24 protein-coding genes and 2 pseudogenes are annotated in these 26,350 nt (G+C 69.8%); 21 read left to right on the top strand and 5 right to left on the bottom strand.

The annotated features are described in order from the left end of the window. Nucleotides 1–127: 127 nt before the first annotated feature. Together L7N97_RS23200 and L7N97_RS23195 are read right to left on the bottom strand one after the other, a co-directional pair. Complete coding sequence (locus tag L7N97_RS23200) at nt 128–661, bottom strand: hypothetical protein (protein WP_237480623.1); 534 nt, start codon at nt 659–661, stop codon at nt 128–130. Next, nucleotides 658–1,029: a hypothetical protein gene (locus L7N97_RS23195; protein ID WP_237480622.1), complete on the bottom strand. Its 372-nt coding sequence runs from the start codon at nt 1,027–1,029 to the stop codon at nt 658–660. The genes L7N97_RS23200 and L7N97_RS23195 overlap by 4 nt, the downstream gene beginning before the upstream one ends. Before the next feature lie 98 nt (nt 1,030–1,127). Here L7N97_RS23195 and L7N97_RS23190 point away from each other — a divergent pair. Then, nucleotides 1,128–1,921 (top strand): IS5 family transposase gene (locus L7N97_RS23190; protein ID WP_237480621.1). Its coding sequence is split into 2 segments (ribosomal slippage): nt 1,128–1,464 and nt 1,464–1,921, totalling 795 coding nucleotides; the frame shifts between segments, so codons are not numbered across the junction. A gap of 112 nt (nt 1,922–2,033) precedes the next feature. On the opposite strand, the gene L7N97_RS23185 is transcribed toward L7N97_RS23190, so the two are convergent. Next, a complete protein-coding gene (locus L7N97_RS23185) occupies nt 2,034–2,891 on the bottom strand; it encodes a hypothetical protein (protein WP_237480620.1) in 858 nt (285 codons plus the stop codon). 482 nt (nt 2,892–3,373) lie between these two features. On the opposite strand from L7N97_RS23185, the gene L7N97_RS23180 reads away from it, so the two are divergent. Further along, nucleotides 3,374–3,910, top strand: coding sequence for a hypothetical protein (locus L7N97_RS23180; protein WP_237480619.1), 537 nt, complete (start codon nt 3,374–3,376; stop codon nt 3,908–3,910). A gap of 297 nt (nt 3,911–4,207) precedes the next feature. Here L7N97_RS23180 and L7N97_RS23175 read toward each other — a convergent pair. Then, nucleotides 4,208–4,879 (bottom strand): annotated as a pseudogene (locus L7N97_RS23175) (enolase C-terminal domain-like protein); the annotation flags it as partial. Nucleotides 4,880–5,811: 932 nt separating this feature from the next. On the opposite strand from L7N97_RS23175, the gene L7N97_RS23170 reads away from it, so the two are divergent. The 19 genes from L7N97_RS23170 (at nt 5,812) to L7N97_RS23080 (ending at nt 24,646) form a co-directional block, all read left to right on the top strand. Next, entirely contained in the window at nt 5,812–6,672 is an 861-nt protein-coding gene (locus tag L7N97_RS23170) for a transketolase (RefSeq protein WP_237480618.1), read from the top strand. Continuing rightward, a complete protein-coding gene (locus L7N97_RS23165) occupies nt 6,669–7,688 on the top strand; it encodes a transketolase family protein (RefSeq protein WP_237480617.1) in 1,020 nt (339 codons plus the stop codon). Before L7N97_RS23170 ends, L7N97_RS23165 begins: the two co-directional genes overlap by 4 nt. Before the next feature lie 74 nt (nt 7,689–7,762). After that, nucleotides 7,763–8,659 carry an SMP-30/gluconolactonase/LRE family protein gene (locus L7N97_RS23160; protein WP_237480616.1) on the top strand — a complete coding sequence of 299 codons (897 nt, stop codon included), beginning with the start codon at nt 7,763–7,765 and terminating at the stop codon, nt 8,657–8,659. Nucleotides 8,660–8,845: 186 nt separating this feature from the next. Continuing rightward, nucleotides 8,846–9,766: a LysR substrate-binding domain-containing protein gene (locus L7N97_RS23155; RefSeq protein WP_255721712.1), complete on the top strand. Its 921-nt coding sequence runs from the start codon at nt 8,846–8,848 to the stop codon at nt 9,764–9,766. A gap of 106 nt (nt 9,767–9,872) precedes the next feature. Continuing rightward, complete coding sequence (locus L7N97_RS23150) at nt 9,873–11,342, top strand: sugar ABC transporter ATP-binding protein (RefSeq protein ID WP_237480614.1); 1,470 nt, start codon at nt 9,873–9,875, stop codon at nt 11,340–11,342. Between the two features lie 23 nt (nt 11,343–11,365). Further along, nucleotides 11,366–12,379 carry an ABC transporter permease gene (locus L7N97_RS23145; protein ID WP_237480613.1) on the top strand — a complete coding sequence of 338 codons (1,014 nt, stop codon included), beginning with the start codon at nt 11,366–11,368 and terminating at the stop codon, nt 12,377–12,379. 32 nt (nt 12,380–12,411) lie between these two features. Further along, nucleotides 12,412–13,398 (top strand): substrate-binding domain-containing protein, encoded by a 987-nt coding sequence (locus L7N97_RS23140; RefSeq protein ID WP_237480612.1) that lies wholly within the window; start codon nt 12,412–12,414, stop codon nt 13,396–13,398. 29 nt (nt 13,399–13,427) lie between these two features. Continuing rightward, nucleotides 13,428–14,183 carry an SDR family NAD(P)-dependent oxidoreductase gene (locus L7N97_RS23135; protein WP_237480611.1) on the top strand — a complete coding sequence of 252 codons (756 nt, stop codon included), beginning with the start codon at nt 13,428–13,430 and terminating at the stop codon, nt 14,181–14,183. Next, on the top strand, nt 14,176–15,069 hold the full coding sequence (locus tag L7N97_RS23130) for an NAD(P)-dependent oxidoreductase (protein ID WP_237480610.1): 894 nt from the start codon (nt 14,176–14,178) through the stop codon (nt 15,067–15,069). Before L7N97_RS23135 ends, L7N97_RS23130 begins: the two co-directional genes overlap by 8 nt. Before the next feature lie 57 nt (nt 15,070–15,126). Continuing rightward, on the top strand, nt 15,127–16,155 hold the full coding sequence (locus L7N97_RS23125) for a TRAP transporter substrate-binding protein (protein ID WP_237480609.1): 1,029 nt from the start codon (nt 15,127–15,129) through the stop codon (nt 16,153–16,155). Next, on the top strand, nt 16,155–18,011 hold the full coding sequence (locus L7N97_RS23120) for a TRAP transporter large permease (RefSeq protein WP_237480608.1): 1,857 nt from the start codon (nt 16,155–16,157) through the stop codon (nt 18,009–18,011). Before L7N97_RS23125 ends, L7N97_RS23120 begins: the two co-directional genes overlap by 1 nt. 60 nt (nt 18,012–18,071) lie before the next feature. After that, nucleotides 18,072–19,076 carry a dihydroxyacetone kinase subunit DhaK gene (locus tag L7N97_RS23115; protein ID WP_237480607.1) on the top strand — a complete coding sequence of 335 codons (1,005 nt, stop codon included), beginning with the start codon at nt 18,072–18,074 and terminating at the stop codon, nt 19,074–19,076. After that, nucleotides 19,076–19,729, top strand: a complete 654-nt coding sequence (dhaL, locus tag L7N97_RS23110; protein ID WP_237480606.1) for a dihydroxyacetone kinase subunit DhaL — start codon at nt 19,076–19,078, stop codon at nt 19,727–19,729. Before L7N97_RS23115 ends, dhaL begins: the two co-directional genes overlap by 1 nt. Then, a complete protein-coding gene (locus L7N97_RS23105) occupies nt 19,726–20,568 on the top strand; it encodes a sugar phosphate isomerase/epimerase family protein (protein ID WP_237480605.1) in 843 nt (280 codons plus the stop codon). Before dhaL ends, L7N97_RS23105 begins: the two co-directional genes overlap by 4 nt. Continuing rightward, nucleotides 20,565–21,608 carry a 4-hydroxythreonine-4-phosphate dehydrogenase PdxA gene (locus L7N97_RS23100; RefSeq protein WP_428981021.1) on the top strand — a complete coding sequence of 348 codons (1,044 nt, stop codon included), beginning with the start codon at nt 20,565–20,567 and terminating at the stop codon, nt 21,606–21,608. The genes L7N97_RS23105 and L7N97_RS23100 overlap by 4 nt, the downstream gene beginning before the upstream one ends. Nucleotides 21,609–21,987: 379 nt before the next feature. Beyond that, nucleotides 21,988–23,001, top strand: coding sequence for a hypothetical protein (locus L7N97_RS23095; RefSeq protein WP_237480604.1), 1,014 nt, complete (start codon nt 21,988–21,990; stop codon nt 22,999–23,001). Nucleotides 23,002–23,190: 189 nt separating this feature from the next. Next, the gene (locus L7N97_RS23090; RefSeq protein ID WP_237480603.1) at nt 23,191–23,847 is read left to right on the top strand and encodes a hypothetical protein; all 657 of its coding nucleotides are present in this window, start codon (nt 23,191–23,193) and stop codon (nt 23,845–23,847) included. A 9-nt stretch (nt 23,848–23,856) separates the two neighbouring features. Further along, nucleotides 23,857–24,225 carry a DUF3768 domain-containing protein gene (locus L7N97_RS23085; protein WP_237480602.1) on the top strand — a complete coding sequence of 123 codons (369 nt, stop codon included), beginning with the start codon at nt 23,857–23,859 and terminating at the stop codon, nt 24,223–24,225. Between the two features lies 1 nt (nt 24,226). Beyond that, on the top strand, nt 24,227–24,646 hold the full coding sequence (locus L7N97_RS23080) for a hypothetical protein (RefSeq protein ID WP_237480601.1): 420 nt from the start codon (nt 24,227–24,229) through the stop codon (nt 24,644–24,646). On the opposite strand, the pseudogene L7N97_RS23075 reads toward L7N97_RS23080, so the two are convergent. Further along, nucleotides 24,621–25,975: pseudogene (locus tag L7N97_RS23075) on the bottom strand (IS701 family transposase). The gene L7N97_RS23080 and the pseudogene L7N97_RS23075 overlap by 26 nt on opposite strands. Nucleotides 25,976–26,350: the final 375 nt, after the last annotated feature.

Raw genomic sequence — 26,350 nt, 5'->3', positions numbered from 1 at the left:
GGGTGAGCGGTGAGCAGATGAGGCCAAGTGCTCACTGCTCACCGAGGTGCATGTCATGTCGCGGTCATGGGTAGGGGCCCCTGTGCAGTTCACACACTTCCCATGCAGAGGGGCGCCCACACCTGATTTACGGGGTTGAACCTGGACGCACATTGCGAGGTCGATGAACCGGTCGGATGACGACCGTGCCATCACTTCGGAGTACGAGCGCCGTCCCATGCAGGATGAGGCGCTGTCGGAGCCCGATGTGGTCGAGGTAGGCGAGCAGTTCGACCACGTCGATGCCGCGGAGCGGCCGCCCTCGTGTATTGCGGCAGCGGCGAGGATTCGCCGCGGTGCGCTTTTCCTGCTCGTAGCTCTGCCGTCGCTCGAAATCCGGCTTCATCCCATAGGCGATGCCGGCGGGATTGCCGTCCAGTCGCGTGATTCGGCATGGCCGCGGGATGCGGCGTGATCGCGGGAAATGTGTCCGCAGCCTCGCCACGGTGACCAAATCGATGGGATCAGGGATGTGGGCGCGCGCGTGGAGCATCCAGTGCGGCGCAAGCGACTGCTCCAGGTGCTCGTTGTAGGAGATATCGATGCCGATGACCGCATGGCGGACGTCGGCATCTTGCAGGGCGCTTCGGAGCACGGCGGCGAGCGCTTGGAGTGCGCTCACGGCCGCAACTCTCCAGGTGCCACGAGGCCGGCCGCGTGGATCGGCGACAAGATCGTGCTGCCGGCGACGCCGCCCGCCTGCGCGCTGAGGAAGCCCGTTGTCGCCGTAACGAACCAGCGTTGCCACGCGCGGGCGCACTCGGGACAGGCGCCGCTGTGGCATCGAGCTTCTGGCTGACAAGCTTCGAGCCTGTCAGCCACACGCAGGGCGGCAGGCTGCTTCTTGCCAAAACGACGGAGGCGCTTCACCCGCCGCCGCCGTTCGGCTTGCGCCTGTGCGGCCGTTTGACACGGCCGCTGTCGCCGCCCCTCAAACCATTGCGGCGGACCGTCGCCGTAGAGCGGCTCGTTCGCGAGAATGACGCGCACCGCCCGCGCTTCCTCCCTCCTCGCATTGCTGGCGGTAGAGCTTGGGTTCAACCTACTAGGGTCTGTTAGGGCTTGGCTGCAGTCCCTATCTGGGGTGTATGACCCAGTCTGAAGCGATCGACTTTTCCAACGACGAGGTGTGGGCGCTGTGGGCGCCGCTGATTGAAGCAGTCCGGCCCAAGGGCAAGACTCTGCCCCAGGACCTGCGGCGCACCCTGTCGGCCATCGTGTGGCGCCACGACAACGGCGCCAAGTGGCGGAGCGTGCCGCCTCACCTGGGCCCGTGGTGGCGGGCTGCGCAACTGTCGATCCGCTGGTCCAAGCTCGGCGTGTGGCAGCGCCTTCTGGAACTGTGCCAGGAGGGCAACCTGTCGCTGGGCCTCGTGTTTCTGGACGGCACCGTGATCCGGGCTCACCACAAGGCGGCGGGCGCGGAAAAAAGGGGGTCTCGGGGCCGGAGCGAGACGAGCGTGAAGCGCTGGGCCGCTCTCGTGGCGGCTACGGCACCAAGGCCTGCATGATCTGCGACGGCCGCGGCCGGCCCGTGGCGTTCCGCCTCGTGCCCGGGCAGGCGCACGAGTTGCCGCAGGCCGGCCCCTTGCTGGCGGGTCTGCCGCGGGCGCCGCAATGGGTGGTGGCCGACAAAGGCTATGCGGCCCACAGCTTCCGCGACGCGATCTGGGACATGGGCTCCAGACCCGCCGTCCCGACCAAGAGCAACGAGGCGCCCGTCCGCTGTCCGGCCTGGATCTACAACAACCGTCACCAGATCGAGAACGCCTGGGCGCGCCTCAAGGAATGGCGGGCCGTCGCGGCCCGCTACGAAAAGACTGCCGCATCCTTCATGGGTGTGCTCTGCCTCGCCGCCGTCGTGCAATGGATCAAGCCCTAACAGGCCCTAGTCATCGTGACCGTCCTCTTGCTCGAGACGGTCCTTCACATCGATCGATTCTCTCGGCCCAAAAAGGCGAACGACGCAGATGGCTATTCGTTTAGCTTGTGGATTAGGTATGGATGGCTGGAGGTTGCTGTCGGGTCTGGATTGCCTGTGCGATGGATGTCCTGACCTCTGCCTCAGCCCTGTCGAGTGCCTGCTTTTGTTCCCGGGTCGGCTTTCCTGCCCGGGCATGGTGTGGCTTCATCCCAGATGCGTCCCAGATCGAGCGATTGAAGCGGTGTTCTGCCAATGTGACCTGCTGTTCCTGAGCGATCTGGCTCACCAACCTCCAGAGCCGTTTTTTCGTGAATTTAATATCGTTACGGTTAGAGCACTCAATCAGGGTAGTTAGAAGCCTCTCCAGCGCCGCGGGTGACATCTCTTTGCTTGGGCTATCGGGATGCCTGAGCCAAGCTTCATAGCTGTTCGCGTCTATCAAGACCGGTGCTCGAGACCGACAATCACTTGGCCGCCCGCGATAGACAAAGCCTGTGTAGAATATTCCGATCAGGCCGAGTGACCACCTTGCTGGATTTACCACCTTGAACGTGTCATCTGATCGGGCATACTGCGCTCGGAACAAGCCTTGTTCTGCTCCAAGGCGAAACTGCGTGGCCACCTGCCGGTAAATATCTTCCGCCTGCTTAAGATGATCAGGATTGTAACCCCCAACGGTTTTTGCGCGCTGTATCGTCCATCGGCCACCTTCATCTCGCGATGGGCGGTAGCGATAGAACGGCCCGTCACTGGTCGCCGCGCGGAAGGGCTGCTGCTTCCAAATGGCCGTCATCCCCCAATCTTTCGGGAAGCGCTCGCGACCGAGCAGATCCAGCGCCGCATCAAGAAACATCGTGCCAACAGGCGGCTCGCTCTCGATCAGATCTGGAAATCGCAAACGAACGCGACGTGTTGGATGGTTTTTCATCCACGGGCCGTCGTCCCGCTCATCAGGCTCTGGAGCTTCCGACAGAGTGCGTCTCCACTGACGGCCGACCACCGTCGGCTCGCTCGCCTGTCTGACGGTCTCAGGGACGGCCCCTCGGCCCCGCGAGCGTCACCGTGCTGCACCCTATGATAGCGCATCGTATGTCGATGGGCGACCGGTGCTCCGCGAGGTGGACCACGCCGCCTCCTTCAAGTTCGCCTATTTGGAGGCACGGCAGCATCCCGGCTGGCCGCGGCTCAGCGGCGGGCTTTGGCACGGGGTGCGGAGAAGCGGACGAGGCCGCCCGCGCGGCTCTGAGATCCACGGCGATGTTGTTGCGCCGATCATCGCCGACAATGGAGCCGGCCTCGCCCCGCGGCGCTCGGGGACTGTCTCGTAAAGGGTCGGGCATGGCCGCGCTGCCCGCCATTGGCCTTCGGCGCGGTCCTGCGCTCCCCCAATCCGTCGACCGGACCTGGACCATGATCGCCGACCTCGCCCCCCTCCTTCCCGACCACCGCCTGTTGAACGAGCACCGTCGCCGCCTTCAGGAGCGACCGGACCTGACCGACCTCGACCACGGGCTCGCCCAGCGGCTGGCCTTCGTCAGTTTGCTCGACCTGCTCGCGACGGCCGCGCCCTACGTCGCCATGGACGACCTCGTCGAGGCGGTGCTCGATGACGTCGCCGACGCCGCCCTCGGCCCCGAGCCGGGTGAACTCTGCGGCACGGCCTGCGACGTCCTGTCCTGGATCGAGCCCCCGGCGGAGGAGAGCGGGGGCCGGTACAGCCTCCGGCTCGTGCAGTACCTCGGCGCCCTGCTGGATCGCTACGGCGACCCGGCGAACCCGCCGCACCTCGTCGGCCTGCTCCAGGTGATGATGGACTTCCTCCCCGAGCCGTCGGTCCTCGATCTCGACCGCGGTGCGGAGGTGAACCGTATCAGCCCCTCGCTCTTCGGCCGTGGCCACCTCGGCTGGAGCGGGAGCGTCTGCCTGCCGGCCGGGCCCTGCCGCTGACGACGGTCGGAGAGGCTAGCGAAGTCCCATCTTGCTTGTCGCTCAAGGTGTGCGGGGCCGTGCCAAACTTATGGGGCAGGGCTCCGCGACCGGCCCTGGGCGACCTCGGCCGCACGGCCCGACAACGGCGAGGTCGGGTGGACAGCGGAACGGCTGCTTCCGCGTGCGAGATCGACCAGAGCCGACCCTCGCTCGGTCGAGCCGCGGCCCGTTGCACGCCATCGGTCCCGTCAAGCGAGGCAAGGGCGCGCGAGCATGCGGCATGCCGGCGCTGACCAGGGATCCACCGCACCCCGATCAGTCGGCGAGCTCGCGCATGACCCGGATCAGCTCGGCCTTGCCCTCGAAGCCGATGCCGGGCAGGTCCGACAGAACGACGTGGCCGTCCTCCACGCGCACCCCGTCCGGGAAGCCGCCGAAGGGCTGGAACAGGTCGGGGTAGCTCTCGTTACCGCCGAGCCCGAGGCCGGCCGCGATGGCGAGCGACATTTGGTGGCCGCCGTGCGGGATGCAGCGCGCGGGCGACCAGCCCGCCGCCGTCACGCAGTCCAGCGTGCGGCGGTACTCGCACAGCCCGTAGGACAGGGCGCAGTCGAACTGCAGCCAGTCGCGGTCGGGCCGCATCCCGCCGTGGCGCAGCAGGTTGCGCGCGTCCTGGTGTGAGAACAGGTTCTCGCCCGTCGCCATCGGGCCGGGGTAGACCTCGGCCAGCGCCGCCTGCAGCGCGTAGTCGAGCGGGTCGCCCGCCTCCTCGTACCAGAACAGCGGATAGTCGTTGAGCATCTCGGCATAGGCGATGGCCTCCCTCAGCCCGAGGCGGCCGTTGGCGTCGACGGCGAGCCGCGCCCGGCCCCCGATCTCGGCGAGCGCGCCCTCGATGCGGGGACGGTCCTCGGCGATGCCGTTGCCGATCTTCATCTTCACGACCGTGTAGCCGCGGTCGAGATAGGAGCGCATCTCAGCGCGGAGCTGCTCAACGCCCTTGCCGGGATCGGCCGATCTCGTCATCCGGTTCGGAGACAAGTCCCTTCTCCAACGAGCGGCGGTGCTGGGTCGACAGCAGCGCGCGTAGCTTTGGCAGGAAACGCGTCTTCGCTCCTCAGCACACTGCGCTCGTCCTGTTCTCGCCCGGGCCGATACGGCCATCGGCTCGGCTCCATGGGTCGATCGGACGTGAACGGCGCGACCGTGCCGTCATTGAGGGTGATCGGACGACGTCGAGCCACGACCGAGACAGATGTCCAGCGCTTCGAACTCAGAGTGGGGCGCCTTTGCGCTGACCCGATCGACGCCCTGCCGATGGAGCGGGTCGCTCATGGATGTTCCGCTTTCAGCGGGAGACGATCTGAGGGCCCGAATGCGCGCGAAGCCTCCAGCTCAGGCCTATCAAAGACGCACCGAGGCAGGAAGCGATCACGCCGATCAGGCGGGGTGCATATCGCGACTGGAGCTCGCGAGCTTCCGCCAGGATCTCGATTGTCGATCGCGCGTCCGCCACACCGCTCTGCTGAGTCATTCGGAAACCACCTCTCTGATGTCGTGCCGCAACGCAGCATAATGTTTTTGTGGCGCAGCATCGAGTGCGCCAGCTCTCATGGAGCCGCATGGCAGGGCGCCGACCAGCGTGGGCATGAATTAAAGAGATGGAGACCTTCTTTCAGGGAGCGGCGTGTGCGCCTCTCGTCCCGGTCGTTGGCGGTGCTGCCCTGCCTGATAACAGGACCGGCAGGCCGCCCCGGATCGGCCCGGCGAAAGGTGAGGCGGGCTCATCCACGCTTGAGAAATCCACGTTTGCCGGCTGGACTGCAGTTCACCAAGATGGTTCCCGAAACGGAAGGCCTCGGCGTCGCTCACCAGACATGGCGGCGATCATGGCCTCCATCCAGGGAGGCAGGATACCGATGGACGCACCGGGCGCGCCGCCGCCGAACCATCTCTCCAACGTCAGCCTCGCCCAGCGCGCCTACCGGATCCGCCGCAACGCGCTCCGCATGGGCGAGGTGCAGGGCCAGGGCTACATCGCCCAGGCGCTCGGCATCGCCGACGTGCTGGCCGTCTCGTATTTCCACGCGATGACCTACCGGCCGGCGGATCCCGAGTGGGAAGGCCGCGACCGCTTCCTCCTCTCCATCGGCCATTATGCGATCGCCCTCTACGCCGCCCTGATCGAGGCCGGGATCATCCCCGAGGACGAGATCGAGACCTACGGGTCGGACGACAGCCGCCTGCCCATGTCCGGCATGGCGGCCTATACGCCCGGCATGGAGATCACCGGCGGCTCGCTCGGCCACGGGCTGCCGATCGCGGTCGGTGTGGCGCTCGGTCTCAGGCGCAAGGACTCGAAGAGCTTCGTCTACAACCTGTTCTCGGATGGCGAGCTCGATGAGGGATCGACCTGGGAGGCCGCCATGTCGGCCGGCTCCTACAAGCTCCGCAACCTGATCGGCATCGTCGACGTCAACCAGATGCAGGCCGACGGGCCCTCGACGGGCGTGCTCGACTTCGAGCCGCTCCTCCCCAAGTTCGAGGCCTTCGGCTGGTTCGCCCAGCGCGTCGAGGGCAACGACCTCGACGCCGTCGTCGCGGCCTTCGACCGCGCGCGCCACAGCGACGTGGACAAGCCGCGCGTCGTGATCTGCGACACCCGCATGGGGAAGGGCGTGCCCTTCCTGGAGGAGCGCGAGCGCAACCACTTCCTGCGCGTCGAACCCGACGAGTGGAGCCGCGCCCTGGACATCCTCGACGCCGGGAGGCCCGCATGATGCGCGACAAGTATCGCAGGCCGGCGCCCCGCCCCGCCGGGGAGCGGCTGAAGACCTCGGCCATGATCGCCTCGATCGCCGGGGCCGACCAGCCGACGCGGCCCGCGCCCTTCGGCCGCGCGCTGGTGGAGCTGGCCCGGACGCGCCCCGAGATCGTCGGCCTCAGCGCCGACCTCGCCAAATACACCGACCTGCACATCTTCGCGCAGGCCTATCCGGACCGCTTCTACCAGATGGGCATGGCCGAACAGCTGCTAATGGGCGCCGCGGCCGGCCTCGCGCGGGAAGGCTTCACGCCCTTCGCCACCACCTATGCGGTCTTCGCGTCGCGGCGAGCCTACGACTTCATCTGCATGGCGATCGCGGAGGAGAACCTCGACGTCAAGATCTGCTGCGCGCTGCCCGGCCTGACCACCGGATACGGGCCGAGCCACCAGGCGACGGAAGACCTCGCGATCTTCCGGGGCCTGCCCAACCTCACCATCGTAGACCCCTGCGACGCGCTCGACATCGAGGGGGCGGTGCCGGCCATCGCGGCCCACAAGGGGCCGGTCTACATGCGCCTCCTGCGGGGCAATGTTCCCATCGTGCTCGACAGGTACGACTACTCCTTCGAGCTCGGCCGGGCGAAGCGCATCGTGGACGGCTCGGACGTGCTGTTCGTGTCGAGCGGCCTGATGACCATGCGGGCGCTGGAAGCCGCCGAACGGCTCGCGACCGACAACGTGAAGGCGGCCGTGCTGCACGTGCCGACCATCAAGCCGCTCGACGTGGAAACGATCCTCGCCGAAGCGCGCCGGGGCGGACGCCTCGTCGTGGTGGCGGAGAACCACACGGTGGTGGGCGGCCTCGGCGAGGCCGTGGCGGGCGTGCTGATGCGCGAGGGCGTGTCCGTGCCGTTCAAGCAGATCGGCCTGCCGGACGCCTTCCTCGACGCGGGCGCGCTGCCGACGCTGCACGACCGCTACGGCATCTCGACCTCGGCCATGGTGGCGGCCGTGAAGGGATGGCTCTGAGCCGCCGACCGTGCTGAGCTGAAATTGCGGAACCGCGCCGGGACAGGCGCGGCCGACAGGGGGAGGGAAACACGATGGATCACGCGATCTTCGCGGCGGGGGTCGGCGCGCCCGAGGGGCCGGTGACGCTGGCCGAGGGAGGGCTCTACGTCACCGAGATGTCGGGCGACCGGCTCTGCGTTTCGCACATCGATGACGAGGGGACGCGCCGCGTCGTCAAAACGACGGGCGGGCGTCCAAACGGGCTCGCGGTGGACGGCGACGGCCTCCTGTGGATCGCGGAAGCGGGCCACCGCGCCGTCGTCTGCATCGCCCCCGACGGGCGCGAGGTGCTGCGGATCGAGGGCGGCGACGAAGGGCGGTTCCGCTTCCCCAACGACCTCGCCTTCGGGCCGGACGGCCACCTCTACCTAACCGATTCGGGGCTCGCGCTGACGGACTTCCTCGACGGGCAGAATTTTCGAGCCGACTACCTAGACCTCGCCTGGGACGGCCGCGTCTACGAGATCGACCCCCGGGCCGGGGTGGTCCTGCGCTGCATCGATCGCGGCATCCGCTTCACCAACGGCATCGCCTTCGACGCCGCGGGCGCGCTCTACGCCAACGCCTCTTTCCCCGGCGACATCTACCGTTACGACGTGTTCGGCGCCGGCGAAGCCCGGCGCGAGCTCTTCGCCAACGTGCTCCAACCGGACGACAATCCAGGCTTCAAGGGACCGGACGGCATGAAGTTCGGCGCGGACGGGCGGATCTACTGCACGGTCTACGGCCAGGGGAACGTGTCGGTCGTCGACGGCTCCGGCAGGGTGGCGGAGCGCCTCGCCCTCCACGGCCCCAATCCGACCAACTGCGCCTTCGCGCCCGCGGGTCGCACCCTCTACGTGACCGAAGTCGGCATCGGCCACGTCGAGAGCCTCGCGGTGCCCTGCGACGGCCTGCCCCTGCACCGGCCGAAGCTCGGGCGCGCCTGACGGCACGCGCGCCCGCCTCGGCCCAGTCGCGTGACACGAAACGTTCGAAGTGGTCGACAGCGGGTCGAGACGCGGTATGACGTTCGACACGCATCTCCCCGACGCAGCCGCTCGTGACCATCCCGGACGAGGGCCGGGGGAGCGCTGAACGGCGGCCGACGGGAGGGAAGGGCGCATGGTCGGGGAATGCGTCGACCTCGTCGGCGACCGCCGGTGCTGAACACCATTTCGCTGTCGGCCGTCCGCGCCTTCGAGGCCGCGGCGCGGCATGGCTCGTTCCGGGCGGCCGCGGCCGAGCTCAACCTATCGCCGAGCGCCGTCAGCCATGCGGTGATGAACCTCGAACAGGCGCTCGGCATCGTGCTGTTCGAGCGCTCCGGGCGCGTGGTGCGGCTGAGCCCCGACGGCGAGCGGCTAATCAAGCATGTGGGTGCAGCCTTCGAGGAGCTGCGCATCGGCATCGAAACGGTGACGAACCGCGGCCCCCAGCTTCTGCGCCTCCATTCGGCGCCGAGCTTCGCGGCCCAGTGCCTGACGCCGCGCCTCGCGGCCTTCCTCGCAGCTCACCCGGACGTCGTCGTGCGGCTCGCCGCCAGCACGGATTATCCCCACCTCGCCGCCGATGAGTTCGACGCTGACATCGTCTACGGCCCCGTGCGGGGCGAGGGGGTCGTCGCGGTGCCGCTCGGCGAGGAGGTGGTGACGCCGCTCTGCGCACCCTCCCTGGCGCCGAGCATCACCAGCGCCGAGTCGCTGCTCGGCCTCGTGCTGATCCAGAGCGACCGCAAGCAGGTGCGATGGCCCGACTGGTTCGCCGCCAACGGCCTGCCCGCACCCCCGGGCGGCAGCGGCATGCGCTTCGACCGCAGCTTCCTCGCCATCGCGGCCGCGGCCGACGGGCTTGGGGTCGCGCTGGAATCGACGCGCCTCGCCGAGCGCGAGCTCGCCTCGGGCCGCCTCGTGGCGCCGCTCGCCGGCATCGCGCAGGACGTCCGCTACGTCGGCCACAGCCTCGTCTACCCGAAACGGGGCGCCGGGCGCCGGACCCTGCGCGTCTTCGCTCAATGGCTCCTCGCCGAGCTCGGCGAGCCGCCGCTCCCCGGATGAAATCAGCTCAACTGTCGTTCCGATTTATTCGTTTGCCGCCGCCGAGGGCGCCCGGCCATCATGTCGGAAAGGGCGCGGAAGACCGCCCCGGCAGGCGAGGATACCCATGGTGGAGGAGGCGGCGCGGCCCTTCGCGCTCGAAGCCCGAGGGATCGGCAAGCGCTTCGGCGCCACGTTCGTGCTCAAGGGCGCGAGCCTGCGGGTGCGCTCGGGCGAGATCCACGCTTTGATGGGCGGCAACGGCGCCGGCAAGTCCACCTTGATCCGCATCGTGGCGGGCGATCTCGAGGCCGACGCCGGCACGGTCCGCGTCGATGGGGCCGAGGGGGCGCCGCGCGGCGCCGTCGCCGTGGTGCACCAGGAGCTCGCCCTCTTGCCGCATCTGTCCGTCGCCGAGAACATCCGCTTGCCGGCCGAGCGCGGCGCTCTCCGCCTCTACCGTTCGGGCCGGGGCGACGAGGCCGCGGCCCGCGCCCTGGCGCTCCTCGACCCCCGCCTGCCGGCTGCGGTGCTGCACCGGCCGGCGGGCGCGCTCGACCTCCACCAGCGCCAGCTCGTCGAGATCGCCCGCGCGCTGCATTCGGGAGCGCGGCTCCTGCTGCTCGACGAGCCCACCGCCAACCTCACCTTCGGGGAAAGCGAGCGCCTGTTCGCCATCCTGCGCCGGCTCGCCCGCGACGAAGGCATCAGCGCGGTCCTCGTGTCTCACCGCATGAACGAGATCCGCGCGGTGGCGGACGCCTGCACGGTGATCCGTGACGGGCGCACCGCCGTGGATGCTGCGCCGCTCGGCGAGATCGACGACGATGCCATCGTGGCCGCGATGGGGCAGGCCCGGGCCGCCGTGGCGCCGCCTGTCCGGCGCGGCGAGGCGCAGTCCGGCGAGCCTCGCCTGGAATTGCGCTGCGGGGCACTGGCCATGGCTCTCGCGGCCGGAGACGTCCTCGGCCTCGCCGGCTCACCCGAGGGACCGGGCGACCTCATCGGGGCGCTGATCGGGGCCGCCCCGTCCCGGCGCTGGGACATCGCCTTCGGGGGGCGGCCCCTTCGCTTCCGCAGCCCAGCCGAGGCGGTGCGCCGCGGCATCGGCTACGTGTCGGGGGACCGGGCCGAGAAGGGGCTGCTCGCGACCCTGCCCCTCACCGACAACATCGTGGCGGGCACCCGCGTGGCGCGGCGGGCCAGGCTGGCGCTCGGCCGCGAGGTCCAACGCGCCGAGGCCGCCCTCCGGCTCCTGTCGATCAAGGCGACGTCGGTCGACGTGCTGCCGCGCACCTTGAGCGGCGGCACGCAGCAGAAGCTGCTGCTGGCCCGCTGGCTCGACACGCCCCCCGCCGTGCTGGTGCTGGAGGAGCCCACCCGCGGCGTCGATGTCGGCACCAAACGGGACATCTACGAGATCGTGCGCGGGCTCGCCGAGGCGGGCACCATCGTGGTCTGGTGGTCGACGGAATTCTCAGAACTGGCTGCCGTCGCGACCCGCGCCATCGCCTTCGATCTCACGGGCGAGCCGAGCGCCCTGCTCGACGATCTGTCCGATGTGGCGCTCGCCCGGGCCACCGGCATGGCGGCCTGATCATGACCCAGCGAGACCCCAGCATGACCGATCTGCCCCGCGCCGGCGTGACCTCTCCGGCCGCCGCGGCGCCCGGACCGAGCCGGGCCCCGCAGGCCGTGCGCGCCTTCCGCCAATACCGGTCCGAGCTCGCCATCGCGGCGGCGATCCTCCTGATCGACGTGGTGGTGAGCTTCTGGTCGCCCCAGGTCTTCTCGGCCGGCAACACCGCCAACGTGGCCCAGGCCGCGGCGCCCCTCGTGATCATGGCGCTCGGCGAACTCCTCGTCGTCATCACGGGCGGCATCGACCTGTCGGTCGGCTCCACCTTCTCGCTGTCCGGCATGGTGGCGGGCCTCGCGCTCGGGGCCGGCTGGTCCTGGCCCTCCGCCACGCTGGCCGGCCTCGCGCTCGGCGCGGCGGTGGGCCTCGTCAACGGCCTCCTCGTCACCTTTGTCGGCCTCGCGCCCTTCGTGGTCACGCTGATCACCTACGCGGTCGCGGGCAGCCTCGCCTTCGTGATCACGGACGGCCACTCGATCGCCATCCTCGACCCGGACTTCTGGACCCTGAACGGGGGCGCCCTCGTGCCGGGGGTCGTCAACTACCTGCTGTTCTGTCTCGTCGGCGTCGTCGGCCTCGAATGGGCCCTGCGCAAGCTCGTCCTAGGTCGTTGGATCTATGCGGTGGGCAGCAACGACCGGGCGGCGCGCCTGCTCGGCATCCCGGTGCGGGGCGCGCGCTGCGGCGTCTACGTCCTCTCGGGGCTGCTCGCCGCCTTCAGCAGCATGCTGAGCCTCAGCTACATCTCCAATGCCGAGGCGACGTCGGGCGGCAATATGATGCTGCAGGCCATCGCGGCCTGCGTGATCGGCGGCGCCTCGCTGTTCGGCGGCACGGGATCGGCGGTCGGCGCCATGCTGGGCGCCATGATGATCTCCGTCATCCAGAACGGCGTGAACCTCATCGGCGTCAACAGCTTCTGGCAGGGCTCGGTCACGGGCCTCGTCATCCTCGTCGCGGTGCTCATCGACCGCGTCACCAAGGCCCGGGCGTGACGGCACCGGGCAGCACTCCCAGGGAGGACATCATGGTCGAGACGAAACGGATCACGGCTCTCTTGCTCGGCGGCGCGCTGTCGGCGGCCTGCGCGGCGCCCTCCGGGGCGGCCGAAAAGACCTGGACGGTCGCCTACATCGCTCCCTCGCTCGACATCTCCTACTGGCAGTGGGTGGCCTACGGCGCCAAGACCAGGGCGGCGGAGCTCGGCATCACCTACATGGAGATGGACTCCCACAACTCGCCCGCCGAGCAGATGGCCAACGTCCGCACGGCGCTGACCAAGGGCGTCGATGCGATCGTGATGGGGCCCGTGTCCTCCACCTCGACGCCGCCGGTCCTCCGGGTGCTGAAGGACAAGAAGGTGCCCGTCGCCTTCACGGGCATCGGCCCCCAGCCGGGCGAAACCGACTTCACCTCGTCGGTCACGGCCAACAACGAGGAGGCCGGACGCCAGGAGGGCAAGTTCGTCTGCGATCTCGCGACGGAGCGGGGCGGCAAGCAGGTCGGCATGCTGTCCCTGCCGCAGGACCGGGAGAACGCCCAGAAATACCTCAAGGGCGCGACGGAATCCTTCAAGGCCGGCGGCTGCGACCTCGTGCAGGTCCTGCAGACCCACGGGTTGACCGTGAAGGAGGCCGTCGACCAGGCCAACGACCTGATGACCGCGCATCCGGACGTCAAGGCCATCTACGGCATGTACGACGAGGCCGGGACGGGCGCCGCCAAGGTGCTCCAGACACGTGGCCTCGTCGGCAAGGTCGGGGTCGCGACGGCGGACGGCAGCCCCACCACGGTGAAGCTCCTCAAGGAGGGCACCATCCAGGGCCTGTTCCTCCAGGAGGCGGGCGGCCAGGGCATCGAGGCCGTGCAGCAGGTCTACAACGCGCTGACGGGCAAGCCCGTCACCAAGGACCTCGCCCTCGCGGAGCCGCTCGTCACGGCCAAGGACGTCGACAGCCCGGAATCGCTCGCCAAGCTGAAGCGCGTCTACCCGCCGAGCGCCGGCGCCTACTGATCCGCACAGGGCTTCAAGGGAAATCCAACGTGCTTCTTTCAGATAAAACCGCCGTCATCTCGGGTGCCGCGAGCGCGCGGGGCATCGGGCGCTGCACGGCGCGCCTCTTCGCCGAGCACGGCGCCCGCGTGGCCATCCTCGATCTCGACCAGGGGGCGTCGCGCGAAGCCGCGGCGTCGCTGCCGGGATCGGGCCACGTCGGGCTCCGCTGCGACGTCACCGACCGGGGCGCCTGCCTCGCCGCCGCCGAGGCCGCGGCGGAGGCCCTTGGCGCCATCGACGTGCTGGTCAACAATGCCGGCATCACGCAGCCGATCCGCTTCCTCGACATCACGCCCGAGAACTACGAGGCCGTGACGGACGTCAGCCTGCGCGGCACGCTCTATCTCAGCCAGGCCGTGATCCCCTTCATGAGGGAGCGGCATTCCGGCTCGATCATCTGCATGTCGTCGGTCTCGGCGCAGCGCGGCGGGGGCATCTTCGGCGGCCCACATTATTCCGCCGCCAAGGCGGGCGTGCTCGGCCTCGCCAAGGCCATGGCGCGGGAGTTCGGCCCCGACAATATCCGCGTCAACTCGATCACGCCCGGTCTGATCCAGACGGACATCACCGCCGGCAAGCTCACCGACGCGATGCGGACCGAGATTCTCAAGGGCATCCCCCTGAACCGGCTCGGCGACGCCGCGGACGTGGCCGGCGCCTGCCTGTTCCTCGCCTCCGACCTGTCCTCCTACCTCACCGGGACCGCCATCGACGTGAACGGGGGCATGCTGATCCATGGCTGACCGCCCACGCTTCGGAAAGATCGGCTTCGTCGGGCTCGGCGCCATGGGTCGGCCCATGGCGGCGAACCTCGTGAAGCGCGGCTTCCGGGTGCGGGGCTTCGACGTCGCTCAGGCGGCCCGCGACGCTCTTGCGGCGGCGGGCGGCGAGCCCGTCACGTCGGCCGCTGAAGCGGCGTCGGGCGCCGAGGCTCTCGTGCTGATGGTCGTCGATGCCGGTCAGGCCCGTGCGGTGCTGTTCGAGGCGGGCGCGCTCGACGCCCTGCCCCCCGGCGCGGCCGTGATCCTGATGGCGACCTGCCCGCCGGGCGTCGTCGAGGAGCTCGCAGGCCGCGTCGCCGACGCGGGCCGCGTGCTGGTCGACGCGCCGGTGTCGGGCGGCGTCGCGGGGGCGACGGCGGCCTCCCTCACCATCATGGCGGCGGCGCCGGCCGAACACGTCGCCGCGGTCGCGCCGGTGCTCGACGCGCTCGGCTCCAAGGTGGTCCACGTCGGCACCCGGCCCGGACAGGGCTCGGTGGTGAAGGCCGTGAACCAGCTCCTCTGCGGCGTCCATATCGCGGCCGCCGCCGAGGCCCTGGCGCTCGCCGCCAAGGTCGGCGTCGACAAAGCCGTGATGCTCGACATCGTGTCGGGCTCGGCGGGGTCGAGCTGGATGCTGAAGGACCGCGGCCCGCGCATGCTGGAGGCGGCGCCCGTCGTCACGAGCACGGTAGACATCTTCGTGAAGGACCTCGGCATCGTGCTCGAAGCGGGCCGGGACGCCAAGGCGGCGCTGCCGCTCGCGGCCCTGGCCCACCAGCTCTTCCTGTCGACGTCCGGCCAGGGAAACGGCAAGGCCGACGACAGCCAGATCATACGAACCTACGACGGCCTGAACGGCGCCTGAGAGCGCCGGGGCCGATACGGCCGAGGCCATGGATCGAAACGGGGGAGGACACACACCATGACGACTCGTGAAACGCTGCCTTTGCTGACCCGCCGCACGCTGCTGGCGGGCGCCGCTTCGCTGCCGATGATCACGCTGATATCGCGCCGGGGTTCGGCGGCCGAATTCAGTTACAAGTTCGCGACAGGCCAGGACCCGAGCCACCCCGTGAACCAGCGGGCCGGCGAGGCTCTGAACCGCATCCGCGAGGCGTCCGGCGGCCGGCTCGACATGAGGCTGTTCCCGGCGAACCAGCTCGGCTCGGATACCGACCTCCTGAGCCAGGTGCGTTCGGGCGGCGTCGAATTCTTCAACCTCGCCACCTCCATCCTCAACACGCTCGTGCCGGCGGCGGGCCTCGTCAACGTCGGCTTCGCCTTCAAGAACTATGACGACGTCTGGAAGGCTGTCGACGGCCCGCTGGGCCAGTACATCGCCGGACAGATCGCCAAGGTCGGCCTCGTGTCGGTCACGCCGCTGTGGAACAACGGCTTCCGCCAGATCACCTCCTCGACGCGGGACATCCTCGCGCCGGCCGACCTCAAGGGCTTCAAGATTCGGGTGCCCCCGGCCCCCATCCTGACATCGCTGTTCCAAGGGCTCGGCGCCTCGCCGACGCCGATCAACTTTAACGAGCTCTATTCCGCGCTGCAGACCAAGATCGTGGACGGACAGGAGAACCCGCTCGCCATCATCGCCACGACGAAGCTCTACGAGGTGCAGAAGTCGCTGAGCATGACGAGCCACGTCTGGGACGGTTACCAGATCCTCGGCAATCGCCGCGCCTGGGAGCGGCTGCCGGCTGATCTCAAGGAGATCGTTCAGCGCGAGCTCGCCGCCTCGGGCCAGCAGGAGCGCCAGGACGTCGTCAGGCTCAGCGACAGCCTGCGCCAGGATCTCGCCGCCAAAGGCCTCGCCATCCACGACGTCGACAGCGGGGCTTTCCGCGACGTCCTCAAGGGCTCGAGCTACTACAAGGACTGGCTGGCCAAGTTCGGCGACGAGGCCTGGAAGGTGCTGGAAGGCACCACGGGCAAGCTCACCTGATGGCCGCCCTCGCGAGCGACGTGACGGCTTCGGGCGGAGGCCGCTCGCCGGTGCTCTTCGTCGAGCGCCTGATCGCCTTCGGCCTCGAAGGCTTCGCGGCCCTGCTGGTCGTGGCCGAGGTGTTCATCCTGCTGGTCGGGGTCGCGTCGCGCTTCGTCTTCGACCGCCCTCTCGTGTGGAGCGACGAGCTCGCCTCGCTGCTGTTCCTGTGGCTCGCCATGATCGGTGCCGCCATCGCGCTCAGTCGCGGCAGCCATATGCGCCTGTCCACCGTGACGGCGATGATGACGGTCACCTGGCAGCGTCGGCTCGAAGCCCTCTCGGTCGGCGTGCCGCTCGTCTTCCTCGCCCTGCTGGTGGGCCCCGCCCGGGACTACGTCGAGGACCAGAGCTTCATCGAGACGCCGGCCCTGAGTTGGCCGGGCTCGATCCGCGCCTATGCGATGCTGGCCGGGATCGGGCTGATGCTGCTCCTCGCGGCGCTGAGGCTGCTGCGCCAGGGCTGGCGCGAGGTGGCCCTGGCCGCCCTGGTGCTCGCGTGCCTGGCCGGCGGGCTCTGGGCCGCCGCCCCGGCCCTCGCCGGGCTCGGCAACTGGAACCTCCTCGTGTTCTTCGTGGCGCTGGTGGGTGCCGGCGTGCTGCTCGGCGTGCCGATCGCCTTCGCGTTCGGCCTCAGCACCGTGGCCTACCTGCTCACCACCACCTCCACGCCGCTCGCCGTGGTGGTGGGGCGGCTCGACGAGGGCATGAGCTCGCTGATCCTGCTCGCCGTGCCGCTCTTCGTGCTGCTCGGCCTGCTCGTCGAGGCCACCGGCATGGCCCGCGCCATGGTGGCCTTCCTGGCGGCGCTGATCGGCCACGTGCGCGGCGGCCTCTCCTATGTGCTGCTCGGCGGCATGCTGCTCGTATCCGGCATCTCGGGCTCCAAGGCGGCCGACATGGCCGCGGTGGCGCCCGTGCTGTTCCCCGAGATGAAGCGCCGCGGCCTCGACGAGGGCGAGATGGTGTCGCTGCTCGCCGCTTCCGGCGCCATGGCGGAGACGATCCCGCCCTCGCTGGTGCTCATCGCCATCGCGTCGGTCACGGGGGTGTCCATCTCGGCCCTGTTCACCGGCGGGCTGCTTCCCGGCATCGTGCTGGCCCTGGCCCTGGCGGTGCTCGCGCGGGGGCGGACCCGGGAGGCCCCGACCGAGCAGGCCCCCCTGTCCGTTGTGGGCCGCGCCTTCCTGGCCGGCCTGCCGGCCCTGGTGCTGCCCGTGCTGATCCGCACCGCCGTGGTCGAGGGCGTCGCCACCGCGACCGAGGTGTCGACGATCGGCATCGCCTACTGCCTCGTCGTCGGCGTCCTGGTCTACCGGCAGCTCGACTGGCGGCGGCTCTACCCCATGCTGGTCGAGACCGCGACGCTGTCGGGCGCGATCCTGTTCATCATCGGCGCCGCGACCTCCATGGCCTGGGCGCTGACGCAGTCGGGCTTCTCGGACGCGCTGGCCCGCGCCATGGGCTCCGTGCCGGGCGGGCAGTGGGGGTTTCTCGCCATCTCGGTCGCGGCCTTCATCGTGCTGGGCTCCGTGCTGGAGGGCATCCCCGCCATGGTGCTGTTCGGCCCGCTGCTGTTCCCCATCGCGCGGCAGATCGGCGTCAACGAGGTGCACTACGCCGTGGTTGTCATCCTCGCGATGGGCATCGGCCTCTTCGCGCCGCCCTTCGGGCTCGGCTACTATACGGCCTGCACCATCGGCCGGGTGCACCCGGACGTGGCGCTCAAGAAGATCTGGCCCTACCTCGGCGTGCTCACGGTCACGCTGCTTCTGCTCGCCGCCGTGCCGTGGTTCTCCACCGGCTTCCTCCCCTGACCCGGCGGCGGCCGGCTTCGGCGGGCCGCTTTCCATCGACCCTTCTCGAGGAGAGATCCCATGAACCGCGTGATCGACGATCCCGAGGAGGTGGCGGAGGACTTCCTCCGCGGCGCTCTGCTGGCCCGGCCCGACCTCCTCGCCGCGACGGACCATCCGCGCGTGGTGCGCCGCTCCGGCGAGGCCGAGCCGCGCGTCGGCGTGGTGACGGGCGGCGGCTCGGGCCACGAACCCGCCTTCGTGGGCTATGTCGGGCCGGGGCTCGTCGACGCCGCGGCGATCGGTGAGATCTTCGCCTCGCCCACGGCCAAGAGCTTCCACGCCGCCTTCCGGGCGGCCGACCGGGGCCACGGCGTCGCCTGCCTCTACGGCAACTACGCCGGCGACAACATGAACGTGAAGATGGCGGTGAAGCTCGCCGCCAAGGACGGAATCACGGTCAAGACCGCCGTGGCCGATGACGACGTCGCCTCGGCGTCCTCGGAGAACCGGGACAAACGCCGCGGCGTCGCGGGCGAGATCCTGATGTGGAAGGTCGGCGGGGCCCGGGCCGCCGAGGGCGGCACGCTCGACGAGGTGGTGGCCGCGGCTCAGCACGCGCTGGACAACACGCGGTCGATCGGCATCGGCCTGTCGGCCTGCACGATCCCGGCCGCTGGCAAGCCGAACTTCTCAATCCCCGACGGCTCCATGGAGGTCGGCATCGGCCACCACGGCGAGCCGGGTGTCGCCGTGCTGCCCATGGCCCGCGCGTCCGAGATGGCCGAGCTGATGGTGGACCGCATCGTCGCCGACCTGCCGTTCCGCGCCGGCGACGCCGTGACGGTGCTGATCTCGGGCCTCGGCGCCACGCCCCTGATGGAGCTGTACCTGCTCTACGGCCGCGTCGACGCCCTGCTCAGGGGGCGCGGCATCACGCCGGTGCGCCGGCTGGTCGGCAACTACTTCACCTCGCTCGAGATGAGCGGCGTCTCACTCACGCTGATGCGGATGGACGCGGAACTGGAGCGCCTGATGGAGACACCCTGCACGTCGATCGGCCTCACGCTGCCGGAGGGCTGGTGATGGGGACGGTGAACCTCGAGTCGGCCGGGCCGGTCGTGCTCGACCTCGCCGCGGCGATCATCCGCGACAAGGAGCGGTTGAGCGCGATCGACGGCGCCACGGGCGATGGCGACCACGGCGTCAATATGGCCAAGGGCTTCCGGCTGGCGGCCGCGAAGCTGGAGGCGCTCGGCGCCTTCGACCTCGCGGCCGGCCTGTCGACGCTCGGCGACACGCTGCTCGGCGACATCGGCGGCTCGATGGGGCCGCTCTACGGAACCTTCTTCACCGACATGGCGGAGAGCCTCGCCGGTGCGGAGCGCCTCAATCGCCCGCGCTGCGGCGCCATGCTGCGGGCGGGGCTCGACGCCGTGCAGGGGCTCGGCGACGCGAAGCCCGGCGACAAGACGCTGGTCGACGTGCTGCAGCCGGCCTCGGAGGCTTTCGACGCGGCGGCCGGGCGGGGCGAGAGCTTCGCGGCCTGCCTCGACGCCCTGAAGGCGGCCGCGGCCGAGGGCCTCGAAGCCACGCGCGGCATGGTGGCCCGGCTCGGGCGCGCGGCCCGGCTCGGCGAGCGCTCGCGCGGCCACCTCGACGCGGGGGCGGCCTCGGCCGAACTCCTGCTCCGCACCCTCGCCGACGGGCTGAGGGCGCGTCTGGAGGACGCCCCATGAGGCCGGTCTCGATCTCGGCCGCGCCCTACGATGGCTATCCCTTCGCGCAGGTCTGCGACAGCCTCGCGGCCTGCGGGGCGCGCCATGTGGAGCCGGCCTACATCGTCGGCTATACGGAGCCTTTCGACGAGGCGAGCTTCGGCGCCGCGCAGGCGCGCTCCGCCCGTGCCGCCATCGACGCGAGCGGCCTCGGGTGCCATGCCGTCTCGTCCCACATCGACCTCGGGCGCGACGACGCCGTGGCGGTGTTCAAGGGCCGCATGGACTTCGCCGTGGCGCTCGGCGCCCGCGTGATCAACACCAACGCGGCCCATCGCAGCCGGGCATCCCGGTTCCGCGCCAACATCGGTCCGCTCGCCGAATATGCGGCGGCGCTCGGCCTCGTCATCGGCCTCGAGAACCCCGGCAACGGCGAGGACAACCTGATGAACGATGCCGCCGAGGGCCTCGCGCTGCTGCGCGAGCTCGACCTTCCGTCGGTGCGCCTCAACTACGACCTAGGCAACACCGCCTCCCACCGCCCGGGCCGGATCGACGCGGCGGCGGATGCCGTTGCGGCGCTGCCGGGCTGCGCACATTTCCATCTGAAGGACGTGCGCCGCGAGGCCGATGGCTGGCACTTCGCCGTACCCGGACAGGGGGACATCGACTGCGGCGCCATCATGCCGGCCCTGGCGGAGCGTCCCGACCTGCCTTTCGCGGTGGAACTGCCGCTGCGCCTCCATCGCGGGCCGGATGCCAAGCCGATCCGCGCTTCCGAGCCGGTGCCGCTCGGGGTCATCGAGGCCGCCGTGCGGGACAGCCTCGCCTTCGTGCGCCGCTGGATTCCCAACGCATGAGCGGCGGCTCACCTGCAGAGGGTGCCGTGACGCGATCGTCGCAACGTCCCGTCGTCGCCCTGGCGATGGGCGACCCGGCGGGGATCAGCCCCGAGCTGACCGCCAGGCTCCTGGCGCGGGACGATCTGCGGGAGGCCGCCCGGATCGTGGTGATCGGCGACCGCCGCGTACTCGAGGACGGCGCGGCAGTCGCCGGCCTCGTCCTCGACATCGAGGAGGTGGAGAACCCGGCAGCGCCGACTGCCCCCGGACATTCTGCCCTGCTCGGGGGCGGGCGGCTGGATCCGGCCGCGATCCGCCGCGGGACGGCGGCGCGCGAGGGCGGTGCCTTCGCGCTGGCGAACTATCGGCTCGCCCTCGGCCTCGCCGCGGCCGGACACGTCGATGCCGTCTGCTACACGCCCTTCAACAAAGCGGCGATGAAGCTCGCGGAGCCGTCCTATGGCGACGATGCCGTGCACACGGCGGCGGTGCTCGGGCACGCGGGGCCCGTGAGCGAGTTCAACGTGCTCGGACGTTTGTGGAACGCGCGGGTCACGTCCCACCTCCCACTGTCCGAGGTGGCGGCGCAGGTCACGGAGGGGTCCGTCCTGCGGGGCATTCGCCTCACGGCATCGTCGATGCGCGCCGCAGGCTTCTCGGCCCCACGTATCGCCGTCGCGGCGCTCAATCCTCATGCCGGTGACGGCGGCAACTTCGGCCGTGAGGAGATCGACGTCATCGCGCCGGCGGTCGAGCGGGCGCGGCGGGCCGACGGAATCGCAGTCGAAGGACCTTTTCCCTCCGACACGGTCTTCCTGCGCGCCCGGGCCGGGCTGTTCGACGCTGTGCTCACGATGTACCACGATCAAGGACAGATCGCGATGAAGCTGATGGGTTTCGACCGTGGCGTGACTCTGCTCGGTGGCTTCGCTTTCCCCATCACGACACCGGCGCACGGCACAGCCTACGAGATCGCTGGCCGAGGTGTCGCGGATGTCGGCGCTTCCCTCAACGCCGTGCTGCTTGCGACCGAGATGGCGGCGCGGCGGACCACATGACCTCGTCCTGCGCCGATCACCCGATTCCGCTTAAAACAGGCGTCAGCGACTGCGCAAGCCTCGAAACGAATGATGGCGCATCAAAGGCTGTCGTTGAAAGACCATCCCTGAACGTCGATCCTGGGTGGATGGCCCGCAACAGCGCGAGGACTCTGCGGTTACAGGGGGCCTCGACTCGAGCCACAGCCAACTGGGGGCGCCCTCGATCGGACTCGGTTGGGGGACTCGAATGCGATGTCCGCTTTCGAGAGCGAGCGCATCGCCTCTGAACGACCAGCCTGGGTCGACAGCGGCCACCGCCGCTTGCGGTCTTGACGCGCCTAAACGCCGGGGTGCTACGGGGCCAGCGATGCCCCGCCCCGCACCTACCCTCGCCCGTGTGAACTCCAGCGGCCTCGCGCATCTGGCCCGCGTCGTCGCCCCCGCCCTGCACCTCGCGCCCACCAACTTCGTCGAGGAGATCGCGGCGCGGCTCGCCGAGGCCGGGGTGCAAGACGCGGTGGCCCGGCACGACCCGGGGCCGATCTACGACTGGCTGATCGGCCTCGTTGCTCTACAGGGTATCAGCGATGATGTCGCCTTTGGCTGGGACGAGCGCCATGGTGGGGCACGCTGGGCCGAGGTCGACGGCGCCCTCCGCACCCGGCCCTCATGCCCGCGCCTGCGCAGCTACTGGGACTTCGCCGCCGATCGCGGCTGCGGCTATCGCAAGGGCCTCGGCACCTGCGCCGAACCTGGACACCTGCTACGCTGCCCGCTGCCACGCCCTCCACTACGAAAAGGCGGATTGAACCAGAGCGCCTTCCACCTCGCGCTGTTCTTTCGCGACGTGTGCGGTGGCGACCTCGTCGGCTGGCTCGATGCGCGGCTCGCCGAGGCCGATCTTGGGCGGGGGGCGCCCGACCGCAGTACCGCGCTCGGGATCGCCGTCAGCGAGCCCCTGGCGGCCGTGACGGGCATCGGGCGCAAGCTCGCCAGCATGGCCCTGGCCGAATTGCTGCTCGCCGGCGACCCTGACCGCGAGCGGTGGGTCGCGGCTGGAGCCGGGATGGTGGCGGTCGACAGCCTCGTCCACAACTTCCTACATCGGACGGGCACGCTCCATCGCTGCGGCGCCAAGCACGCCTACGGACCGGCCTGCTATGCTCCGGGCGGGTGCGCCGACCTCCTGCGCGCCCTCGCCGATGCGGTCGACGCTCGGCACTTCAATCCGGCGTGGCCCCGCTCATTCCCGCGCTGGATCCAGCATTCGATCTGGGCTTTCTGTGCCACGGGGGGCCTGGATGTGTGCAACGGCAACCGGGTCGACGACTGTCACCCCTGCCGCCTGCGCTTCTGCCCGACTGGCCCAGATTGCGACCGGGTTGCGCTGCGCTCTGCAACCCTGGCTTGACATGCAACTAAAGATAGTATATACCGACAATGGTTGCAGGCGTTGACCTGCGACTTTCACCCCCGCGGTCGAGTGCCGAGCATGAGCCAGCCACCACCCGTCAACCCCGGCTCGCGCCGCCGACCGATCGCTCCGTCCGCCCACCCTCAAGGCCCCACCCGGGGCCTTTCGCACATCTGGATGTCAGCCATGAACGACAACATAGCCAGTGCCAACCCCGAGCCCGGCGCCGCGCCTCCGGCCTGCGCCCTCGCCGTCTTCGGCCGCGACGAGGGCGGCAAGCCGCACGCTTCGCGCTTCGAAGCGAAGGACGCCACCCTGGCCGAGCTGGCGGCCGGGCTGATGGGCATGCAGGTGCTGCGGCTCGAAACGAGCGAGCATCGGGAGCTCGGCGCCAAGTTGGCGGCCGGGCGGGTGTTCGAGAGCGGGCGGGCCTTCGTGCCGTTCGTCAAGGGCGCGCTCTTCGACCAACTCGCCGCGACACCCGGCGCCTTCACGCCGGCTCGGCCGTCCGAAGCCGAGGCGCCCGCCACGGGCCCGCGCAAGGCCGGGGGCGGCCGTCCGACGCAAAAGGCGAGTGACGGCAAGCCGGCTGTTGAGAAGGCCGCCCCCGGCCCAGCGACGCCGCCCGCCGACCGCGATGCGCTGACCGTCGGGCACCGGTGCCTCGCGGCCGAGGAAAACCAACCCGAGGTCTGGTACCTCGCCGAGGTCACGGCCCTGAAAGGGCCGGCGCTGCTGCAACTGCGCTGGGTGGGGGAGGGCTATGCCGGCGAGCCGCCCATCGTCCGGCACCGCGAGCACCTCGCCCTGCTGCCGCCCGCCATCGCCGCCACCCTGAAGTGAGAACAAAACATGAACAATCTTCAGCTTGAGGCGGCCGAGAGCAGCATGGAATCCGAGCACACGGTCGCGATCCGGCGCCTGAACGATGCCTTCCGCCAGAGCTTCACCGGCGGGCGCGTCACCCTGACGGCCGGGGTCGGTGCGCTGCCCGACCGCGTGCGGGCCGAGGTCATCGCGGCGGTGCGGACCTTCGATCGGTTTGACGCTGACAATGATCCCTACGGCGAGCACGATTTCGGCGTCGTCGACATTGGCGAGGTGCGCGCGTTCTGGAAGATCGACCCCTACGACCGCTCGCTACGCCTGCACTCGCCCGATGCGGCCGACCCGGCCGTTACGGTGCGCGTGCTGACCCTCATGCTTGCCGAGGAGTACTGAGGTGGCCGCGCCGCGACTGCGGGCGGCCGACATCCCGACCGCCGGTCCTTGGCTCGTCCGGGGCGAGGCAGGCGAGGGTGCTTCGGCTGGCGAAGCGATGCTCGGGGTCGAGCCGGCGACCGAGGACCGGCCCGGCGGTTGGCCCTACCTCATTCGCCAGAACCGGTTGATGGCGGCGGGCGACTGCCCGCTGCACCTCGCGACCGGCATCCAGCGCCTTGCCGATGCGCGCCTCATGGCAGCGGCGCCCGACCTCGCCGCTGCGCTCCTGCGGCTGCTCACCTCGTCCGCGTTGACGAAACACGGCTTCGACCTGCGCACCGTGGCGGTGGTGATGAGCGCGTGGGAGGTGCTCGTGCGGGTTACGCCGCATCTTGGAAGCGGAGATCCTAGCACTACTTTGGCACGTTCAACTCGATGATGCGCGGTTGAGGAGCCGATCGCAATGCGGGCATCGCGTGAGGTGCCGGCCCAGGCTGTCCAGCATGGCCCGGCGTACGGCCGGAAGGGTCGGCTGAGGCGGTGGCAGGCCCGCCTTCAGCTTTTTTTCCCCGCCCCGCTCGGGCGAGCCGTCGGTGCTGCAGGAACGCGTAGGCCAGCATGGTCATCAGCGCGTGTCGGTGCAGCCCCGTCCAGGACCGGCCTTCAAAATGGTCGAGGCCCAGTTCCTCCTTCACCTGCTGGTGCGCCTGTTCGCACACCCAGCGCGCCTTGATGGCACTCGCCAGGCGACGCAGGCTGGCCTTCGGCGGCAGGTTCGACAGGTAGAACTTCCGCTCGCCCGAGGCGCGATGCTCGCCTACCAACCACACCTCCTCGTCGCCGGGCAGGTGCTGGTTCGCCTTGCCGCCGATGCGCCGCGTGGGGCCGTCCGCGACGCGCACCCGCGCGGCGGCAAAGCGCGCCTTCAGCCGTCCCTTGGTGCCCGAGCGCCATGTCACCGAACACCACCTGGCCCGCCCCAGCACGGCTTCGGCCGGTTCCGACGCCGTGTCGGGAGCAGGAAGTCAGACGGGCGCCCCGGCTTCGGCTCGGCCGGCAGCAGTTTCACGTCGGCCGGATAGACTTTGACGTTGGACGGCACGCCGACTGCCCAGGCGAGCCCTCGCGCGCTCAGTCCCGCCCGGAACGTCGCGCTGCAGCCGTAGCCCGCGTCGGCCAGCACAAGGCCGAAGCGCACCCCTGCGGCCCTGACGCGGTCCACCTCGCCCAGCGCGATCTCAGGCTTGGTGCGCGGCGCCCGCGCCGCCTCGGGCACGCCCGCCCGGGCCATGCGGGTCGCGTCGTCGGTCCATGTCGTGGGCAGAAACAGCCGCAGCCCGAGCAGCACCGGCACCTCGCGCCGCGCCAAGGTGAGCGACACCATCGCTTGGCAGTTGCCGGTTTTGCCCTGCGTCGACAGGTACTGCGGCGCTACACCGACCGAGTGCCGTCCCTTCTTGGGCAGCGACGTATCGTCGATCACCAGCACGGCGTCGCGCCCGCCCACCATGCGGTCCGCCTCGGCCAGAAGCGTGCGGGCGAGCGGAGCATCGTCCCAGCGCCCGACCGAGATGAAGTGCTGCAGCCGGTCGTAGCTGAGCCCGTCCTGGCGCGCCGCCATAGGCTGCATGCTTTTGCGCTCGCCCAGCCCGATCAGCCCGGCGATGTAATGCGGGCACATTGTCCGCCGCGCCGCGTGGTTCAGTTCCGCCAGGAACGGCTCCAGCCAGCAATCCAGATCCGCCCGCCAGTTTCCTCCATCGCCCATGACGCCCACCCCGCACCGGCACATCCCGGCGTGGAATCCGCAAAGGCCCTATCGCGTTCCGCGAAATACCAAAGTAGTGCTAGAGGCTGTTATGAACCATGGACGACGGCTCTATTGCGGCGTGACGAGCCGGATGGCAGGAGGAGCTTGCAGCCAGTACGTCCGTACTGGCAAAAGCTTCGACGCACCAGGCGGCCGTCACACCGCAACCCCGTAGGGGCTGGGCCATTTTCGGCCCTCGGTGCGTCGACTTGCTCGACCGTGGCTGAGCCACGCTCATCGCAAGTCTCCTGCCGATCATCCGAAAATGGCTCCAGTAGAGCCATCGTCCATGGTTCATAACAGCCTCTAGGTGAGCGCCCCGATCCGATTTAG

The organism is Lichenibacterium dinghuense (assembly GCF_021730615.1).
Taxonomy (GTDB): Bacteria; Pseudomonadota; Alphaproteobacteria; order Rhizobiales; family Beijerinckiaceae; genus Lichenihabitans; species Lichenihabitans dinghuensis.
This window is presented reverse-complemented; position numbering and strand designations above follow the sequence as displayed.

Coding starts and splice junctions, on each gene's coding strand:
- L7N97_RS23185 (WP_237480620.1), bottom strand. CDS start 2,891: ATGAAAAACCATCCAACACGTCGCGTTCGTTTGCGATTTCCAGATCTG.
- L7N97_RS23140 (WP_237480612.1), top strand. CDS start 12,412: ATGGTCGAGACGAAACGGATCACGGCTCTCTTGCTCGGCGGCGCGCTG.
- L7N97_RS23085 (WP_237480602.1), top strand. CDS start 23,857: ATGAACAATCTTCAGCTTGAGGCGGCCGAGAGCAGCATGGAATCCGAG.
- L7N97_RS23145 (WP_237480613.1), top strand. CDS start 11,366: ATGACCGATCTGCCCCGCGCCGGCGTGACCTCTCCGGCCGCCGCGGCG.
- L7N97_RS23160 (WP_237480616.1), top strand. CDS start 7,763: ATGGATCACGCGATCTTCGCGGCGGGGGTCGGCGCGCCCGAGGGGCCG.
- L7N97_RS23120 (WP_237480608.1), top strand. CDS start 16,155: ATGGCCGCCCTCGCGAGCGACGTGACGGCTTCGGGCGGAGGCCGCTCG.
- L7N97_RS23150 (WP_237480614.1), top strand. CDS start 9,873: ATGGTGGAGGAGGCGGCGCGGCCCTTCGCGCTCGAAGCCCGAGGGATC.
- dhaL (WP_237480606.1), top strand. CDS start 19,076: ATGGGGACGGTGAACCTCGAGTCGGCCGGGCCGGTCGTGCTCGACCTC.
- L7N97_RS23105 (WP_237480605.1), top strand. CDS start 19,726: ATGAGGCCGGTCTCGATCTCGGCCGCGCCCTACGATGGCTATCCCTTC.
- L7N97_RS23170 (WP_237480618.1), top strand. CDS start 5,812: ATGGACGCACCGGGCGCGCCGCCGCCGAACCATCTCTCCAACGTCAGC.
- L7N97_RS23115 (WP_237480607.1), top strand. CDS start 18,072: ATGAACCGCGTGATCGACGATCCCGAGGAGGTGGCGGAGGACTTCCTC.
- L7N97_RS23130 (WP_237480610.1), top strand. CDS start 14,176: ATGGCTGACCGCCCACGCTTCGGAAAGATCGGCTTCGTCGGGCTCGGC.
- L7N97_RS23180 (WP_237480619.1), top strand. CDS start 3,374: ATGATCGCCGACCTCGCCCCCCTCCTTCCCGACCACCGCCTGTTGAAC.
- L7N97_RS23125 (WP_237480609.1), top strand. CDS start 15,127: ATGACGACTCGTGAAACGCTGCCTTTGCTGACCCGCCGCACGCTGCTG.
- L7N97_RS23100 (WP_428981021.1), top strand. CDS start 20,565: ATGAGCGGCGGCTCACCTGCAGAGGGTGCCGTGACGCGATCGTCGCAA.
- L7N97_RS23090 (WP_237480603.1), top strand. CDS start 23,191: ATGAACGACAACATAGCCAGTGCCAACCCCGAGCCCGGCGCCGCGCCT.
- L7N97_RS23165 (WP_237480617.1), top strand. CDS start 6,669: ATGATGCGCGACAAGTATCGCAGGCCGGCGCCCCGCCCCGCCGGGGAG.
- L7N97_RS23155 (WP_255721712.1), top strand. CDS start 8,846: ATGCGTCGACCTCGTCGGCGACCGCCGGTGCTGAACACCATTTCGCTG.